The sequence below is a fragment of the Chryseobacterium phosphatilyticum genome, assembly GCF_002899825.2.
GTDB classification, from domain to species: domain Bacteria; phylum Bacteroidota; class Bacteroidia; order Flavobacteriales; family Weeksellaceae; genus Chryseobacterium; species Chryseobacterium phosphatilyticum.
Genome location: NZ_PPED02000001.1, coordinates 1,467,837 through 1,485,197 on the forward strand (window position 1 = coordinate 1,467,837; position 17,361 = coordinate 1,485,197).

Here is a 17,361-nt window from a genome sequence, read left to right on the forward strand (position 1 = left end):
AATTTACATGTTGTTTTTTGAATTAAATTGTTTTTATAGTGTCATTGGTACTTCCATAAGAAGGATTTCTGTACCATCCTGTATTGATTTAATAGTAAAATCTTTGATATCCCAAACTCCGAAGCCGTCTCTTTCTTCTACGATCTGACCTCCGATTTCCGCACTTCCTTTGATCATAAAAACATATACTCCGTTGCCTTTTTTATTAATGGTATAAAGAGTTTCTAAGTCTTTATCAAAAGTTCCGAGATGAAACCACGCGTCCTGATGAATCCAAACGCTTTCATCATTGGCATTGGGGGAAAGGATCTGCTGAAATTGGTTTTGTCCTTTGCTTTTATCTAAAGTAATCTGGTCGTATCGGGGACTTACATTTCTTTTGTTCGGGTACACCCAGATTTGAAGGAATTTTACCTGCTGGTCACTATTTTTATTGAACTCACTGTGCATAATTCCTGTTCCGGCACTCATTACCTGAATATCTCCACTTTTAATAATGGCCGTATTTCCCATGCTGTCTTTATGCTCAAGATCTCCTTCCAAAGGAATACTTATGATTTCCATATTATCATGAGGATGGGTTCCGAAACCTCTTCCTGCTTCCACTTTATCATCGTTCAGAACTCTTAACACTCCAAAGTGCATTCTCTCAGGATTATGGTAATTGGCAAAACTGAAAGTATGATTGCTTACTAACCATCCGTGGTCGGCCTTCCCTCTGGAATCGGCCTTATGAAGGACAGAATTTTCTTTAATTTTTGATTCTGTATTGGGCAAATGATTGTATCCTATCGGCTCCAGAGGTTCAATTTCGTCGATTTCATTTTTCATTGCACTTGCCAGAGAAGCTGATGCTACAAACATTCCTGTTCCCAATAAACCTTTTTTTAAAAAATCTTTTCTGTCCATATCGAGCTATTATTTGTTTGATTTTGATGTGACAAATTTATTGAGACCGAAAACCCTGTGCATTTAACTAGTTTAATAAATGATGATTTCGGAAAATTCATTTGTAAACTCATACCGTTGCAATGATTTTAATTTCAACAAGCTGTTCCGGCAATGCTAGTCCGCTTACTCCTATCATTGTACTGGCTACAGTTTTAGGATTATCATAAAATTCTGTTTTGAAATTTTTTCTCACTTCAAATGCTGCTGTCATATCCATTGCATAAATCACTTCTTCCACCACATTTTCCATGGTCATATCATATCTTGACAATAATTCTTTGATATTTGTATAGGTTTGTTTCATCTGCGCTTCCATTCCTTCTAACAATTCACCTTCTTTGTTATGACCCAATTGACCAGAAATCCAAACCGTATTCCCTTTTTTTACCGCTTGTGCATATCCGTAAATATTTTCCCAAGGCATTCCAAAGCCTTCTGCTGTTTTATTTTCCTGTGACATTTTTTTATTTTTTAAATTAATAAGGCAAATGTAGAACAGATAGAAATCTTAAAAATTTAACTAGTTTAATAAAACACTTCCTGCAAAAAAAAATGCCGGATACAAAAGTATCCGGTAGTGTGATTATAGATAAATGTAAAATGTAAGTAGCCTGTTCTTTTTTGAAATGAAAGAAAGGGTTCTTAAAACCTGAGAGATTACTTCTCCTTTGAAGCAAGACGTTTTCTGATCGTGCTTACAAATTCTTTTGAAACCCCAAGGTAGGAAGCGATATAGTATTGTGCTACTCTTTGCGGGATTGAAGGATATACTTTAATAAATTCAAGATATCTGTCTGATGCTGTTTTTGAGATGGTGTTTACCAAACGCTTCTGAAGGGTTGCCAGATTCCTCTGAACAAGCATTCTGAAAACCCTTTCAAATTTTGGTATCTCATGTAAGAGTTTTTCTTTGGTGGTAGGATTCAACATATAAATTTCTGAATCTTCCAGAGTTTCAATAAATACGTTGGAAGGTTTTTGCTCCTGAAAAGATGCGATATCGCTGATCCACCAGTCTTCAATAGCAAACAAAAGGGTCACTTCGGAACCATCATCATCCAGACAATACATTCTCACACATCCTTTATGAATATATCCTTCAAACTGGCAAATTTCTCCTTCTCTTAATAAAATGGTTTTCTTAGGAAATGCCTGACAAACCAATAAGTCAGTAAAAATTTTTTCTTCTTCAGGAGTGATGGTGATGAACCGGCCAATATTTTTGATGATATTTTCAAACATAAAAATTAAGTTTACTCCCGCAAATTAGGAAAAAGACTGTAAACTTCATTCTTCAGAAGCCCACTTCCTCCTCCATAATGGTCGATAACTTTAACTTCTTTGTCTAAACCGTTACAGAATATTTTAATCTTCTCCTCGAATTCATCTTCTAAACCGGAGCTTAACAGTACAATATCTACCTTATTTTGTTGGATGTACTCATAGCAGAAATTTTCATCGGTTTGCACATTGGCAGTCCAGCCTTCATTATTCTCGATCACTCTTTTTAAAACATCGAGGATTTCCTTGTTTTTTCCGATTACTAAAAAATGTAGTGTATTCATAAGGTTTGTTGGTTAATGGTTGCTGGATATTGGTTGCTAGGTATTGGTTGCTAGATTCTAGTTGTTAGATTTTAGTTTCCGGTTGAGGGTATGTAGAATTAAGTTGTTTAAAGATGACAAGAATTTCAACTTCTCACTTAGGTTCACTTTCAATTTTCAACTCTCAATTTTCAACTTTTATAAGTGTTTATTTCCAGTAATTTTCAATTCATTCAGATCGAGTTGGGATTCTGCTTTTCGGATTTCATCATCGCTGTATTGTTTTTCGCGTTTCATTCTGAACAATTCTTTTCTTTGTAAGGCAAAAATATCGAGCATAATCTGATGGTATTCTTTCATATCATTCTGCCTGTTGGTACACATTTCTATTGAAGCTAAATGATTCTGATGAAGATGAATTTCGTTTTCCAGAGCCTTTTTAAGATTTCCTACCATGTTATTGGTGTTTACACTTTCTTTATACTCATGGGTAAGCTTATCGACCGCCAGTTTATCTAGTCTCATCTGAATTCCTGCCTGCTGTTCATGAGAAGGAAGAATATGATCAATTTCTCCGATTTTGGTTAATTTAATAATCAGAGGCAATGTTAATCCCTGGAAAACCAAGGTTACAAAAATCACGACGAAAGTAATAAATATAATCAGATTTCGCATCGGAAATTCAGCCTGTGAATTCATCATTACCGGAATTGATAAAGCTGTTGCCAGAGACACTACTCCCCTCATTCCTGCCCAGCCAATAATTAAAGGATTCTTCCAACCAGGACTCGGATCACGACGCGCCTTTTCGCTCAGCCATCTTGGAATATGAGCTACCGGATAAATCCATAACAAACGCACAGCAATAACAATACAACTGATAATCAGTCCATATTCAATACCTTTCATTACAGAGATTTCTCCTAAACCATTAACAATATCTGGAAGTTCCAGACCTATTAATACGAAAACAAAAGCATTCATCACAAAAATAAGGGTATTCCAGACTCCGGTCATATTAATTCTTGTAGTTCCTGTTTTAAATATTTCATGGGCCCGGAAAGACATAAACAGTCCTCCGCTTACCACCGCCATTACTCCTGAAAAATGAAAATGTTCCGCTGATAAAAATAAAATATAAGGAGTCATTACAGTAAGAGCGGCATCAATTGCCGGAGTCGTCGGTAAAAACCGGTGAATGGCATAGAAAATATGTGCTCCTACAATCCCTACCACAATTCCCATTCCTGCTACCAGAAAGAATTGTCCCGTCGCCTCCTGCATGGAAAATACTCCTGTCACTACGGCAGCCAGTGCAAATCTGAAAACAATCAGTGATGAAGCATCATTGATAAGGCTTTCTCCCTCCAAAATAGCAATGGTACGTTTGGGTACCTTCAAACCTTTTAACACGGTAGTCGCTGCTACAGCATCCGGTGGTGAAACAATACCTCCCAACAAAAATCCTAAAGCGAGCGTAAAACCTGGTATCAGCGCCTGTGAAGCATATGCTACGACCAAAGACGTTAAAAATACCAATCCGAAAGCCAGTAGACTGATAGGTCGTTTCCACTTCCAGAAGTCATTCCATGAGGTATACCAGGCTGCTTCGTAAAGCAATGGCGGTAAAAAGATCAGAAATATAATATCAGGATCCAGTTGTAAAACCGGAACTCCGGGAATAAAACTGATTCCCAATCCGGCCAATACCAGAAATATAGGATAGGCAATTTTGATCCTTTGTGCCAGCATAACCAGCAACATAACAATTAAAAGAAGTCCCAGGATAAGAAGGAAATTTTCGTGCATAGTTTTTTTAGTTGAAAATTGAGAATGAAAAGTTGAAAATGATAAGTAAAGTTTTAATAATTATCTTTTAAATATAAATAAACAATGATAGTCTTTCTTTTTTTTGAAGGTTTTTTGTTTTATGTCCTTTGCCAGTTGTATCTTCTACCAGAAGAATTTCTCCGGTTTGGATTTGTCTTTTTTTTCCGAGTGAGGTCTCTATTTCCACTCCGCCATCCAAAAGAACAATATACTGCTTTTGCGGAGCACAATGAAAGTCATAATCGTAGTCTGCAGAAACTTTTCTGAACTGTAATTTTTTAACATCAACTGCATCAGAAAGAAACCCTATTTCACCCTGATCAACAAGAGGAATCTGGATATCTTCAAAATGAGAATCTCCGTTTTCATCACTGTAAATGCGTGTAATCTTCATTGTTTATTCAAATTAAAAAAAAATTTACATTCACTACGTCTTTGTTCTCGCAGATGGAGCAGATAACGCAGATTTTCATTCTAAATACTTTAGTTCACTTCAGCACATTTAATACTGCGACCCAATAAGTAAGTTCACTTCAGAGAAAATCAAAGATTTTCATAAGACTTTAGCGTACTTTCTATCATAAAGCTTGCAACTTAAATAACTTAAGTGTTAAAATTTTTGTGGTTTTATTTTCCCACAGATAATGCAGATTTACGCAGAGATTGTTTTAAGATTTTTTAACCGCTAATGCACGAATAAAAGCATTCGTACATTAGTGGCAAAATAAACCAGCTTCTAATAACAGCATGTATTTTCAAGAAAAAATCTTCGCCTTTTAAACGTAAGTGCTACAAGTCTTTCGTGGTAAAAATTATTTATTTAAATATAATTGAATTGGCCAGTTCCATTTCTTCCTGATTGATCGAATGTCCAAAATTTGCATATACTTTTTCAGTAACCTCAGCATTCATTTCTCTGAAGATATTGGCTGTTGCATATACCCTTTCTACAGGAACATGAAAATCAGGGTTACTGGTTCCCAGGAAAACAGGAGTTCCTGCAAAGTCACCTTTGTAATTTTCCCGATTAACCTTATCACCGATGACACCACCAATAATTGCCGTAGCTCCGCCAAACCTCTGTGCATTTCGGGCTAAGAATTCCAAGGTAAGACAAGCACCTTGGGAGAATCCGAAAAAGTAAATGTTTTCTGGTCTAATTCCCGCATCCAGAACAGCTTTTACAGTCTCATCCACCATTTCAAGAGCTGAGGACAACCAGGGTTCGTTCTGATCTACAGGGGCCATAAATGATAAAGGATACCAGGTATGATTCAGAGCTTGTGGAGCTAATAAGGCATAATCCTTGACTTTCAAATGCTGGGAAAGGCTCAGAATATCCTGGGCACTTCCTCCTCTTCCATGAATCATAATCAAGGCTTTTTCGGCCTGCTTCAAAGGTATTCCTGCTGTTTTTATATTTAAAGTGTGGATCATTATATTTTATCTGAATTTTTCTGTTGGATAATTTATTTTCGGAAGAACTTCACCCAGGTGTTGTCTTTGCTCTTCAAACTGTTGGGGCAGCTGCAGATCTTCACCAAGAAATGCAAGCTCTTCATCTGCATCAAATCCCGGACCTTACGTGGCAATTTCAAATAATACTCCTCCCGGCTCTTTAAAGTATACAGAGGTAAAATATTTACGATCTTTTACTTCGGTATGTTCGAGTCCATAAGCATTTAATCTTTCCACCATCTCAAGTTGTGTTGCGGCATCCGGAGTTGCAAAAGCAACATGGTGTACCGTACCTCTTCCGGCAAGTCCTTTCAATGCAGTTGGAGTACTTAATAAATCAACATATTTTCCAGGAATATTTTCAGTTCCTAATCGTAATCTGTCGGGCGTTTCACCGATTACTTTATGATCCATCTGCGTGGTCAGAAGCGCCGCTGTTCTTTCATAAGCATCGAGCCAGATTTCCACATGGTGAATTCCTTTAAGGCTGTAATCCTTAGGAATATAGCCGTTGTAATACCCCTTCCTCTCATCTTTGTTATTAAAAACAAGTTCAAGACCAAGCCCGTCAAAATCTTCAAGATAAATAAATACCTCATCCGACAATCTTTGTTGGGGCTGTTTGTAATGAATATTAAACTGATCCAGACGGTTCATCCAATAATCCAAAGCATCTATTGAAACTGAAAAGGCTGTGGTATTCAGCATTCCTTTTCCATGTCTTCCATTGATGAGATCTTTACCGTAAGGGAAGGTAGTCATGATGGTTCCCGGAGTTCCGAATTCATCTCCGAAATAAAAATGGTATACTTCCGAATAATCAAAATTAACGGTTTTCTTTACCAAACGAAGTCCCAATACTCCTGTGTAAAAATCTATATTTTCCTGTGCATTACCGGTGATAGCCGTAACGTGGTGTAGTCCTGTAATAAGTTGCATATTTTTTTAATTGATAATTGAAAGTTGATAATTGAAAATTATGAGTCGTTATTATGATGAAGGATTTGTAAAAAGATAATGTGCAGATCAAACTTATATCCCCCACTTTCTCATACTTCTCATCTCAAACTCTATACTACAATTCTTCCTTCATCCAAACATCGTTATACTCTTCCGGATGACGCTTGAACTGTGCGTAAACGTACGGGCACAACGGTACAATTTTCAGGTCATTTTCTCTTGCGTGGGAAACCAGTCTTTCTAATAAAATTTTAGCAAAACCTTTTCCTTCATATTCAGGGTTAACTTCGGTGTGGTATACTGTGAGTTTTTTCCCGATTACTGAAATATCCATTTTTCCTGCTTTATGATCATCCGAGAAAAGTTGAATCTCTCCTTTTCTTCCTTCTAATACGATTTCTGTTCTTTCCATTTTTTGTTATTTTAATGATAATTCAAAATTAACATCTTTATCAGAGCTGGTGAATGATCTATGATAAGTTCGGCAGTACGCCTTCAATTTTATCACGCATTCCTTCGTATTGTGCCGGAAGTTTCAGGTGAGAACCAAGTTCATTCAAAGGTTCATCCACAGTAAATCCCGGATTATCAGTAGCAATTTCAAATAACACACCTCCCGGTTCACGGAAATACAATGAATAAAAATAATCTCTGTTAATTTTCGGAGTAATGCTTAAGCCTGCAGATAATGCTTTTTCCCTGTATTCCATTAGAATATTGTCATCTTTTACTCTGAAAGCAATATGGTGATTGGTTCCCGCTGCATTTCTTCCTGCCGGAATTTTATCATTTTCAATAATATCGATCAGATTGGCCGTATCAATAGCGTCTGTTGCCAATCTGTATCTTTCTCCTTCCTGCTTGTGAAGATCATATCCAAGAATGTCTGTTAATACTTTCATGGTAGGGTCAGCATTTCTCAATGTTAAAGTTATAGTATGAAAACCTTTTAAAGCCTGTTCATCTTTAATATCATCCGTTGTCCATACTTTTCTGTTGTCATCACCGGATGGTTCTATCAATTGTAACTGAAGACCGTCAGGATCTTTAAAGGATATCAGTTTTTCGCCAAAGATCTCTCCTTCTTCAACTTTCACCTTTAAATTTTCCAAACGATTTTTCCAGAGTTTAAGGCTTCCCTTTGGTACAGCGTATCCAATATGAGTGGCCATACCGCTTCCATTAGTTCCCGGGCCAATCCCTTCCCATGGAAAGAAAGTAAGAATTGTCCCCGGAGTTCCGGTTTCATTTCCAAAGTAAAAATGATACGTTCCGGGATCATCAAAATTGACTGTTTTTTTCACCAGTCTTACCCCTAATACCTGAGTATAAAAATCTAAATTTCTTTTTGCATTGTCCGCTATTGCTGTAATATGATGCAGACCTAATATTCTGTTGTCCATGTCTTTAATTTTAATGCTAAATTACCATCAACAGAAATTCTGAACATTTAACTAGTTTAATAAATGATAAAAATTTACAAAAAATAGATTCCCATCATTCAATTTTACACATTTCTTAAAAAATAAGACTTATTTTACATTTTTAACAAAGAACTTTAAGCATCAATTCAACAACAAATGAATTAAAAAAAATATACTAAAACTTTTCACGGCAAAAACATCAAAGCCAAAAAGTATATTAAAAACTGAAAATCAATCATTTAAATCCCTTAACGATAAATTAATATGTAAATTCTCTACTTTTTTAGTGGACTAATAAAAATTATATTATATATTTGCACCATATTCAAGAAAAAAAATAAAATGAAGGCAGAATTAAATAATAATTCAATAAAGAAACATAGCATCAAAAAAATGATGATGGCTACGTGTATGCCTATGCATCAGAAATACTGTGGGTGACCTTACTTTTTATATGATATATTTTAAAGGCCCTACCAAGTTGTAGGGCCTTTTTTATTAAAAACACACTAAACACAACAACATTAAAAAAATAAAAATGAGCAATTCTAAAAACAAATGGCTGGTTCCATTGGCGTTTACAAACATTTATGTAATATGGGGAATTACGTTTTTAGCTATTTCATTTGGCTTAAAAGGTTTTCCGCCATTCATTCTTTCAGGATTGAGATTCCTGGTAGCAGGAATTCTGATGATTGGATATCTCCTTTCAAAAGGAGAAAGAGCAAATTCTCTGACTAACTGGAAGAAAAATGCCATCACGGGAGTGCTTATTCTTACAGGAGGAACAGGTCTTGTGGCTTGGGGAGAACAATATGTAACGGCTTCTGAGGCTGCGATCTCAATTGCGACGGGACCTTTTTGGTTTATTGCCATCGACAGAAAAAACTGGAAATATTATTTTTCAGACAAATTTATTCCTATAGGGCTGGCAATCGGGTTTGTAGGACTGGTATTCTTCTTAAAAGGAAGTGTACATTCCAATGCAGCACATGCTATGGTTGACGGAAATCTTAGAATTACGGCATTTATAGTCTTAGGATTGAGCTCGATTGCCTGGGTTTTAGGTTCTTTATATTCGAAAAAAAATCCAGCCTCCCATTCTACATTCATGAATATTGCCCAACAATTAATTGTAGCAGGTATAGCAGCCTTTCTGATAGCTTTTATCAGAGGAGAATGGACGCATTTTTCGATTTCCGCAGTCCCTTTACCGGCATGGTTTGGTGTTCTGTTTTTAATTTTCTTTGGATCAATAGTCGCTTATTTGTCGTACATTTGGCTCTTGTCCGTGAAACCCGCAGCCCTTGTAAGCACCCATACCTATATCAATCCTATTGTAACCGTGATTGCAGGCTGGATTGTTGCCAACCAGAGCATCAATGGAAGCCAGTTGTATGGTTTGGCAATTATATTGCTGGGAGTATTGTTGACAAATGTCACCAAATACTTTAAACTTTCAAAACGGTCAAAAGTTAAATTAAGAAGAGTAAGAAGATTTTTTAATAGGACAAATAAGCGATACCAGCCTATTTAATAGTATAAAATATCAGAATGATAGAAATTAAAAACATATCAAAAACTTTTCACCAGAAGAAACAGTCGTTTAAGGCGCTGGATCAGGTGAGTCTCAACATAGAAAAAGGAGATATTGTAGGGATTATAGGATTTTCCGGTGCCGGAAAAAGTACGCTGATCCGCACGGTAAATCTGTTGGAAAGACCTGATGAAGGACAAATTATTATCAATGGAAAAGATTTTACCAGATTAAGCTCAAAGCAACTGGCTGAAGAGCGTAAAAAAATCGGAATGATCTTTCAGCATTTCAATCTTCTTTCTTCGAGAACAGTTTTTGATAATGTAGCGCTTCCCCTGGAGCTGGATCACCTTAGTAAAGAGCAAATCAGTAAAAAAGTATATGAACTCCTGAAAATCGTAGGTCTTGAAGATAAAGCGCACGATTATCCCAAGAGTCTTTCGGGAGGTCAGAAACAAAGAGTAGCGATTGCGAGAGCATTAGCCAATGATCCACATCTTCTGCTTTGTGATGAAGCCACCAGTGCCCTTGATCCGGTGACTACACAATCTATTTTGCAGCTTTTGAAGGACATCAATGAGCGATTGGGTATTACCATTCTTTTGATTACTCATGAGATGGATGTTATCAAGGCGGTTTGCAACCATGTTGCCGTGATTGATCACGGAAAATTATTAACAAAAGGAACTTTAAGTGAGATTATTTCGGACAAAGAAAATCCGGTAATCCGACAATTTATAAATTCAGATGTCATGACCCTGCCACAGGAATTCAACAGCAGACTACAGAAAGAACCGAAGGAAGGTTTATTTCTGCTGGTCGAAATCGAACTCAATGAAAATTTTAGTGTTGAACAGATTCTTTCAGCACTATATAACCAACATAAAATCCCTTACAAACTTTTGAAAGCTGATGTAGAATACTTCGGAAATTCAAATGTTGGAAAACTGTTGCTTCAGCTTCAGGGAGAAGAGGAAGCCAACCAACAGGTTATCTATTATTTTAATCAGAACAAAATTCAAAATACAGTAAAAGGATATGCTTAGTGATGCGGTAATTGCCCTTTTGGCAAAAGGAACCTGGGAAACGGTTTACATGACATTTGTATCCGGATTTTTTGGATTTGTTTTAGGACTTCCGGTCGGGATTTTTTTATTTTTAACCAGAAAAGGACAGTTATTGGAAAATACACTGTACCACAGAACACTATCCATAGTGGTGAATATTTTCCGTGCCATTCCTTTTATTATCTTAATTGTATGGATGATCCCTTTTACCAGAATTCTGGCAGGAACTTCCATCGGAGTTAATGCAGCTTTGGTTCCTTTAAGTGTAGGTGCTGCTCCGTTTATAGCAAGATTGGTAGAAAACAGTTTGATCGAAGTTCCTCATGGATTGATAGAAACTGCCAGAGCTTTAGGAGCTTCCCCTTTTCAAATTATCAGAAAAGTATTGCTTCCGGAAGCATTACCTTCATTAATTAATAATGCAACGATTACGTTAATTACCCTTGTTGGATATTCTGCTATGGGAGGTGCTGTAGGTGCCGGTGGTTTAGGCCAGGTAGGATACCAGTACGGATATATCGGCTATGATATTGTGATCATGAATACTGTATTGATCTTACTCGTACTTTTGGTTTTTATCATCCAGTTTATGGGTGACAAACTGTCTAAGAGGTTTGATCATAGATAAGTTTGGGGGTTTCGGGTTTTAAGGTGCAGGATTGGGTTTTTAGAGTAAAAGAGATGATTTTGCTATTCTAACTCCTTTACAAATTAAAAAGAATAGAATGAAAAAAATAAAGATTTTAGGCTTAATAGCTGCTGTGACACTGCTTTTCAGTGCTTGTTCAGGAAGAAAGGACGATCCGAACTTTATCCGGGTAGGAATTACTTACGGACCGGAACAGGAAGTGGCTGAAGTAGCGAAGAAGGTAGCAAAGGAAAAGTATAACCTTGAAGTAGAACTGATTCCTTTCAATGATTATGTAGTTCCCAATGAAGCTTTGGTGAATGGCGACATTGACGCCAACGCTTTTCAGCACGCTCCTTATTTAACCGAACAGTCAAAACAAAGAGGATATCATCTTGCCATTGTAGGAAATACATTTGTATACCCTATTATAGCATATTCAAAGAAGATCCAAAATCTCAGTCAGCTGCAAAATGAGAGCACGATTGTTATTCCCAATGACCCTACCAATGGTGGACGTTCTTTACTTCTGTTACAGAAAAATGGTTTACTGAAATTAAAAGCAGGGGTTGGATTGCTTCCAAAGGTTACCGATATTACGGAAAATCCCAAACAACTGAACATCATGGAAATTGAAGGCGCACAAATCCCAAGAGTTTTGGACGACAGAGATGTTGTGGTAGGAATCATCAATAATAATTTTGCGGCACAGGCCGGATTGGATGCAGAAAAGCAGGGTATATTTAAAGAAGATAAGGACTCTCCTTATGTTAACCTGGTCGTGGCAAGACAGGATAATAAAAACAGCCAAAAGGTAAAAAACTTTGTTAAAGCTTATCAATCTGATGAAGTGGAAAAGAAAGCCCTGGAGGTTTTCAAAGGGGGAGCTGTGAAGGGATGGTAATATGGATGGAAGAGTGTGCGGGTTTAAGAGTGAAGAGATTTCTTAGTAATTCCACCCAGTAAAATTATTCACAAACACTTTTACAATTTTATCCCTTTATCTTTTTTGCTTTATTACTTAATACAAAACTGTCACGCGAATACGAGACAGTTTTTTTATGATAAATTTTTATTTTCTCAATTTGAGATAATAAAGAAAATTTTCTTTATTTTTGTTTTCAATCAAAATAAAAAGGCATTATGTTAAAGAAAACCGCCATCGTAAGTCTATTCACTTTTATTTCTGTTTCTTATATGGCTCAGAACACTACTCTACCCGTTTATTTAGATGAATCAAAACCTGTGGAACAACGTATTCAGGATGCGCTTTCCAGAATGACGCTGGAAGAAAAAGTAGCTATGCTGCATGCACAATCGAAGTTCAGTTCACCGGGAGTTCCGAGATTGGGTATTCCTGAATTCTGGACAACCGACGGACCACACGGAGTACGCCCGGAAGTCATGTGGGATGAATGGGATCAGGCCGGATGGACCAATGACTCCATCATCGCCTACCCTGCTCTTACTGCATTATCAGCAACATGGAACAAAAAAATGTCATGGAATTATGGTAGAGCTTTAGGCGAAGAAGCCCGCTACAGAAGGAAAGATATTCTTCTGGGGCCGGGAGTCAATATTTACAGAACTCCCCTGAACGGAAGAAATTTTGAGTATATGGGTGAAGATCCTTATCTGACTTCGAAAATGGTGGTTCCCTACATCAAAGGTGTACAGTCTAACGGAGTGGCCACTTCTGTGAAACATTTTGCATTAAACAATCAGGAAATGTTCCGCCATACCAGTAATGTGAATGTTGATGACAGAGCACTTTACGAAATTTATCTTCCACCTTTCAAAGCAGCCGTTACAGAAGGAGATTCATGGACGATCATGGGAGCGTATGACATGTACAAAGGCCAATATGCCAGTCAGAACCAGTATCTGTTAAATGATATCCTGAAAAAGGAATGGAACTACAAAGGTGTTGTGGTTTCCGATTGGGGCGCTGTCAACAATACCGAACAAGCTATTCATAACGGTCTGGATCTTGAATTCGGAACATGGACCAACGGACTTTCTGCAGGAACTAAGAATGCCTATGATAATTATTATCTGGCTAAGCCTTACTTAGATCTCATCAAATCAGGAAAGGTAGGTACCCAAGAACTTGATGACAAAGTAACGAGACTCCTTCGTCTTGCCTATAAAACAACGATGAACCGAAATAAGCCTTTTGGAAATATTGCCTCCGAAGAACATAAAGCAGTGGCTAAAGAAATTGGAGCTGAAGGGATTGTTTTGTTAAAAAATGACAAGAATGTTCTACCTATCGATCTTTCAAAAACTAAAAAGATAGCCGTTATCGGGGAAAATGCCATAAAAATCATGACTGTAGGCGGAGGCTCTTCTTCATTAAAAGTAAAATATGAAACCCTTCCGTTAGAAGGAATCAAATCCAGATTTGGAAAACAAGCTGATGTACAGTATGCAAGAGGTTATGTGGGTGATATCGGTGGAGAATACAATGGAGTAAAATCCGGACAGGACCTGAAAGATACCCGTTCTGAAACTGAACTTTTGAACGAAGCTGTAGAACTAGCAAAAAAATCAGACTATGTTATTTTTGTAGGTGGATTAAACAAAGCAGACTTCCAGGACAGTGAAGGAAATGACAGAAAAAGCTATGACCTTCCATATCATCAGGATCATGTTATTTCTGCTTTAGCAAAAGCAAACAAAAATCTGGCAGTTGTACTTGTTTCCGGAAATGCAGTGGCTATGCCCTGGATCAAAGAAGTACCAACAGTTGTTCAGGCCTGGTATTTAGGTTCGGAAGCCGGAAATTCTATTGCTTCTGTTTTAGCTGGTGATTCCAATCCATCAGGAAAACTTCCTTTTACTTTTCCGGTTAAACTTGAAGATAATTCAGCACATCAGCTCGGAGAATATCCCGGACAGAAAGATGAGTTAGCTGCAGGAAAAGGAAAAGATCAGAAAAACCCTATTAATATTACTTATAATGAGGGAATTTTTGTAGGATATCGTTGGCATGATACAAAGAATATTAAGCCTTTATTCAGTTTCGGTCATGGCTTAAGCTATACCACTTTTGAGTTTGGAAAAGCAAAAGCGGATAAAACAACAATTTCCCAAAATGATTCCATTACTTTTACCGTAAACATTAAAAATACAGGTAAAAAAGCAGGAGCTGAAGTGGCACAGCTTTATATCAGCGATATAAAATCATCTGTTCCACGTCCTGCAAAGGAATTAAAAGGTTTTGAAAAGGTATATTTAAATCCAGGCGAGCAAAAGGATGTGACTTTTACAATTGATAAAACTGCGTTAAGTTATTTTGATCCTCAAAAACATGACTGGGTAGCTGAGCCGGGAGATTTTGAAGCTCTGATCGGAAATTCTTCCGATGCAATCAAAACGAAAGTGAAATTTACCCTGCAATAAAAGTTGAAAATTGAGAGTTGAAAGTTAATTCAAGACATTCAATATCTTCTGATTTCTATATTGAGCTAAAAACAGATTCCTGATCAGGGGGATCTGTTTTTTGTTTACGTTGTTTTATCTCTCACGCAGATTGAGCAGATTTTTTTATAATCTGCTCAATCTGCGTGAGATGAAATTCAACAAAAAAGCGGACCCCAAAAGGAGATCCGCTCACATTTAACAAATATAGTCTATTTTGCTCCTCCGGAGTTTTTCTCTACATCTGTTTTGGTATTTTCTTTTACTTTCTGATTACCGAAGCGTTTTACGAACGTCAATGCCACTCCGTACCAATCCCACTTTGAATACTCTCTGAAGGTTCCGTCGGGGCTATAGGTTGTATTATCACCAGAAGGCCTTTTAAAGATATTCATCAGCTGCATACTTAGCTCCATCTGGGTTTTTGGAAATATTTTGGTCACTGAAATATTATGAAAAACATTGGTATTATTCGCGTATGAATTTCCATTGTTCTGATTCGCAATTTCCATCCAGGCACTCAGGTTGATGTTTTTGTTGAACAGATTAGTGTAGGATAAATTAGCAGATCCTCCCCAATAACTGATGTAGTTTTTACCTCCTAATTGATTTTTTTCATTAAAATCTTTATTATTAATATAGTACCAACCAAATCCGACATTCACATTGAGTTTGTTTTTCAGGAAGTTCTGATTAGTATTGGCGAATAGATAGTATTTCTCCACCTTTCCGTCAAAATTACCAGGTAAAGAAACAGTTCTTCCATTTTCAGTTACATAAGTTGTCCAGTAATCCTGATTAGTGTGCATATATCTTGCGGAAATAAAGTATTTTTTCAGAATTCCGAATTTCAAATAAAGACGGTCGTTGGGATTAGGATTCAAATACAGATTTCCTCTGGAATAGGTTCCGTTAATTTCCGGCATCAGGAAGGGATTAAACTCAGCATACCATGGTCTCCATATACTTCGGTTATACGTAAAACTCACATCGTATTTATCTGAAAAAGAATATTTCAGCAATAAATTGGGTAGAAAAGTACCATAGGAATCTCTTCTCTCAGTTCCTGCTACATTCTGCCCTACTTTAAAATCTATATATTCATATCGGATCCCGACCCTTGCCTCCAGTTTTTTGAAAAATGTTTTACTATAATTAGCATACAAGGAGCTGAGGTTATCCTTATAAAAGAATCTGTCATTTCTGGAAAGATTAAAATACTCCGATTGAGGATCATTTATACTTGTTCCATAAAGGTTATTAGGAATAACATGATTGTTAAATTCCGTCTTTCCTCCCACTTCCATAGTACCTCCTGATTTACCCAAAGGTTGTGTATAATCTATTTTGAGGTAATAATTACGCATCTGGTTTGTACTGATAAATCCTAATTGTTGTGCTTTTTGCCCTCCCTGTTTATCAAAAATAGTTTTATCAATTAAATTATCATTGTCATTACTGGAATAATTACTTCCTGCATTAATATCTAAAATCCTGTTCTTTTCTTTATCATAATATTTATAAAATGCATTCGTTCCTAAGTTACGACTGAATCCCCATGTGTTTTGAACCTGATGAAAAGAATCCCCGGGCACTCCATTCAATGAAACCTTACCTTCAGATTCTGCCAAAGATAAATTTCTGTTTTGTGAATATTCCAGTACAAAACCTATATTATTCTTATCATTGATTTCAAATTCTGAAGTAGAAGAAAGAGATGGGCTCTCGTTTCTCATCACGTTTTCGAGGCTAAACTGAGTGAGTTTATTATCTTTATACCGGTTGTCCCAAGTCTCTGTCTTCTGCACATAATTCCCATTATTATAACTTCCTATAAAGGTTTGGGTAAATTTTTTCTTGTGATAATTCAGATTAAAATTGGTGTACTGGGAGTTTTTGGTACTGTGTCTGTTATTTAAAGAAAGGCTTCCTTTTATTCCTTCATCATCTCTCTTTTTAAGAACAATATTGATCACCGAACCGGAGGTTTCATATCGGGAAGAAGGGCTGGTAATCACCTCAATTTTCATCAGATTATCTGCCGGAATGGTCTTAAGATATTCTTTTAATTCTTTACCTGTAAAAACCGATTTCCTATCGTTAATGTATACAGTAACCGATTGTCCCTCCGCTTTTACTGCATCATTATTATCAATACTTACAAGAGGTGTCATTCTAAGAACATCCCAGGTTGTATTTCCTGCTACGATAGAACTATTGGATACATTAAAGACAGTTCGGTCCACTTTGGACTCTACGGTGGGTTTTCTGGCTACGATGGTAACCCCTTCAATTTCTTTTGAATTTGCTTTTACCGTATCCTTCACAGTTTGTGTCTGGGCAAATGCTAAAGTGCCTGTTAATACTGCTATAGGAAATAATATTAATTTCATGTGAGATCTTAGTTTATTCTATAAGACCACCATCATAGAGTATTTGTTACATCAAAAATAAAAAAAAATGAAATAAACATTTAATTTCCAGTCACATACCTATTTTTATATTTTTAAAAAAAGCAACAATAATATAAAAACTACAA

General features: G+C 36.6%; 16 protein-coding genes. 5 read left to right on the forward strand and 11 right to left on the reverse strand.

Going from position 1 to position 17,361, the window contains the following annotated elements; all coding sequences use genetic code 11:
• Nucleotides 1-33 precede the first annotated feature (33 nt).
• From C1631_RS06700 to C1631_RS06745, 10 genes are all read right to left on the reverse strand, one after another.
• Entirely contained in the window at nt 34-909 is an 876-nt protein-coding gene (locus tag C1631_RS06700) for a pirin family protein (RefSeq protein WP_109711261.1), read from the reverse strand.
• A gap of 109 nt (nt 910-1,018) precedes the next feature.
• A complete protein-coding gene (locus C1631_RS06705) occupies nt 1,019-1,411 on the reverse strand; it encodes a Rid family hydrolase (protein ID WP_109711263.1) in 393 nt (130 codons plus the stop codon).
• A 197-nt stretch (nt 1,412-1,608) separates the two neighbouring features.
• Nucleotides 1,609-2,193 (reverse strand): Crp/Fnr family transcriptional regulator, encoded by a 585-nt coding sequence (locus C1631_RS06710; RefSeq protein WP_103249723.1) that lies wholly within the window; start codon nt 2,191-2,193, stop codon nt 1,609-1,611.
• Between the two features lie 11 nt (nt 2,194-2,204).
• A complete protein-coding gene (locus C1631_RS06715) occupies nt 2,205-2,516 on the reverse strand; it encodes an HAD family hydrolase (RefSeq protein WP_103249722.1) in 312 nt (103 codons plus the stop codon).
• 177 nt (nt 2,517-2,693) lie between these two features.
• Nucleotides 2,694-4,304: a Na+/H+ antiporter gene (locus C1631_RS06720; RefSeq protein ID WP_109711265.1), complete on the reverse strand. Its 1,611-nt coding sequence runs from the start codon at nt 4,302-4,304 to the stop codon at nt 2,694-2,696.
• A gap of 67 nt (nt 4,305-4,371) precedes the next feature.
• Entirely contained in the window at nt 4,372-4,719 is a 348-nt protein-coding gene (locus C1631_RS06725) for a cupin domain-containing protein (RefSeq protein ID WP_103249810.1), read from the reverse strand.
• A 422-nt stretch (nt 4,720-5,141) separates the two neighbouring features.
• Complete coding sequence (locus C1631_RS06730; protein ID WP_103249811.1) at nt 5,142-5,762, reverse strand: alpha/beta hydrolase; 621 nt, start codon at nt 5,760-5,762, stop codon at nt 5,142-5,144.
• Nucleotides 5,763-5,906: 144 nt separating this feature from the next.
• A complete protein-coding gene (locus C1631_RS06735) occupies nt 5,907-6,722 on the reverse strand; it encodes a VOC family protein (protein WP_228441070.1) in 816 nt (271 codons plus the stop codon).
• Nucleotides 6,723-6,858: 136 nt separating this feature from the next.
• A complete protein-coding gene (locus tag C1631_RS06740) occupies nt 6,859-7,155 on the reverse strand; it encodes a GNAT family N-acetyltransferase (protein WP_103248805.1) in 297 nt (98 codons plus the stop codon).
• Between the two features lie 58 nt (nt 7,156-7,213).
• Nucleotides 7,214-8,146, reverse strand: a complete 933-nt coding sequence (locus C1631_RS06745) for a ring-cleaving dioxygenase (protein WP_103248806.1) — start codon at nt 8,144-8,146, stop codon at nt 7,214-7,216.
• Nucleotides 8,147-8,705: 559 nt separating this feature from the next.
• Between C1631_RS06745 and C1631_RS06750 the strand changes: the two genes are divergently transcribed.
• The 5 genes from C1631_RS06750 (at nt 8,706) to C1631_RS06770 (ending at nt 14,804) form a co-directional block, all read left to right on the forward strand.
• Nucleotides 8,706-9,704: an EamA family transporter gene (locus C1631_RS06750; RefSeq protein ID WP_109711267.1), complete on the forward strand. Its 999-nt coding sequence runs from the start codon at nt 8,706-8,708 to the stop codon at nt 9,702-9,704.
• A gap of 17 nt (nt 9,705-9,721) precedes the next feature.
• Nucleotides 9,722-10,750 carry a methionine ABC transporter ATP-binding protein gene (locus C1631_RS06755; protein WP_109711270.1) on the forward strand — a complete coding sequence of 343 codons (1,029 nt, stop codon included), beginning with the start codon at nt 9,722-9,724 and terminating at the stop codon, nt 10,748-10,750.
• Nucleotides 10,743-11,399, forward strand: coding sequence for a methionine ABC transporter permease MetI (gene metI, locus C1631_RS06760; RefSeq protein ID WP_109711272.1), 657 nt, complete (start codon nt 10,743-10,745; stop codon nt 11,397-11,399). Before C1631_RS06755 ends, metI begins: the two co-directional genes overlap by 8 nt.
• Nucleotides 11,400-11,496: 97 nt before the next feature.
• A complete protein-coding gene (gene metQ / locus C1631_RS06765) occupies nt 11,497-12,303 on the forward strand; it encodes a methionine ABC transporter substrate-binding lipoprotein MetQ (protein ID WP_109711274.1) in 807 nt (268 codons plus the stop codon).
• Between the two features lie 239 nt (nt 12,304-12,542).
• Nucleotides 12,543-14,804, forward strand: coding sequence for a glycoside hydrolase family 3 C-terminal domain-containing protein (locus C1631_RS06770; RefSeq protein WP_109711276.1), 2,262 nt, complete (start codon nt 12,543-12,545; stop codon nt 14,802-14,804).
• A gap of 230 nt (nt 14,805-15,034) precedes the next feature.
• On the opposite strand, the gene C1631_RS06775 is transcribed toward C1631_RS06770, so the two are convergent.
• Nucleotides 15,035-17,215, reverse strand: coding sequence for an outer membrane beta-barrel protein (locus C1631_RS06775; protein ID WP_109711278.1), 2,181 nt, complete (start codon nt 17,213-17,215; stop codon nt 15,035-15,037).
• Between the last annotated feature and the right edge of the window lie 146 nt (nt 17,216-17,361).

Excerpts from the sequence above, each read along its gene's own strand:
- C1631_RS06700 (WP_109711261.1), bottom strand. The coding sequence starts at position 909 with ATGGACAGAAAAGATTTTTTAAAAAAAGGTTTATTGGGAACAGGAATG.
- C1631_RS06705 (WP_109711263.1), bottom strand. The coding sequence starts at position 1,411 with ATGTCACAGGAAAATAAAACAGCAGAAGGCTTTGGAATGCCTTGGGAA.
- C1631_RS06710 (WP_103249723.1), bottom strand. The coding sequence starts at position 2,193 with ATGTTTGAAAATATCATCAAAAATATTGGCCGGTTCATCACCATCACT.
- C1631_RS06715 (WP_103249722.1), bottom strand. The coding sequence starts at position 2,516 with ATGAATACACTACATTTTTTAGTAATCGGAAAAAACAAGGAAATCCTC.
- C1631_RS06720 (WP_109711265.1), bottom strand. The coding sequence starts at position 4,304 with ATGCACGAAAATTTCCTTCTTATCCTGGGACTTCTTTTAATTGTTATG.
- C1631_RS06725 (WP_103249810.1), bottom strand. The coding sequence starts at position 4,719 with ATGAAGATTACACGCATTTACAGTGATGAAAACGGAGATTCTCATTTT.
- C1631_RS06730 (WP_103249811.1), bottom strand. The coding sequence starts at position 5,762 with ATGATCCACACTTTAAATATAAAAACAGCAGGAATACCTTTGAAGCAG.
- C1631_RS06735 (WP_228441070.1), bottom strand. The coding sequence starts at position 6,722 with ATGCAACTTATTACAGGACTACACCACGTTACGGCTATCACCGGTAAT.
- C1631_RS06740 (WP_103248805.1), bottom strand. The coding sequence starts at position 7,155 with ATGGAAAGAACAGAAATCGTATTAGAAGGAAGAAAAGGAGAGATTCAA.
- C1631_RS06745 (WP_103248806.1), bottom strand. The coding sequence starts at position 8,146 with ATGGACAACAGAATATTAGGTCTGCATCATATTACAGCAATAGCGGAC.
- C1631_RS06750 (WP_109711267.1), top strand. The coding sequence starts at position 8,706 with ATGAGCAATTCTAAAAACAAATGGCTGGTTCCATTGGCGTTTACAAAC.
- C1631_RS06755 (WP_109711270.1), top strand. The coding sequence starts at position 9,722 with ATGATAGAAATTAAAAACATATCAAAAACTTTTCACCAGAAGAAACAG.
- metI (WP_109711272.1), top strand. The coding sequence starts at position 10,743 with ATGCTTAGTGATGCGGTAATTGCCCTTTTGGCAAAAGGAACCTGGGAA.
- metQ (WP_109711274.1), top strand. The coding sequence starts at position 11,497 with ATGAAAAAAATAAAGATTTTAGGCTTAATAGCTGCTGTGACACTGCTT.
- C1631_RS06770 (WP_109711276.1), top strand. The coding sequence starts at position 12,543 with ATGTTAAAGAAAACCGCCATCGTAAGTCTATTCACTTTTATTTCTGTT.
- C1631_RS06775 (WP_109711278.1), bottom strand. The coding sequence starts at position 17,215 with ATGAAATTAATATTATTTCCTATAGCAGTATTAACAGGCACTTTAGCA.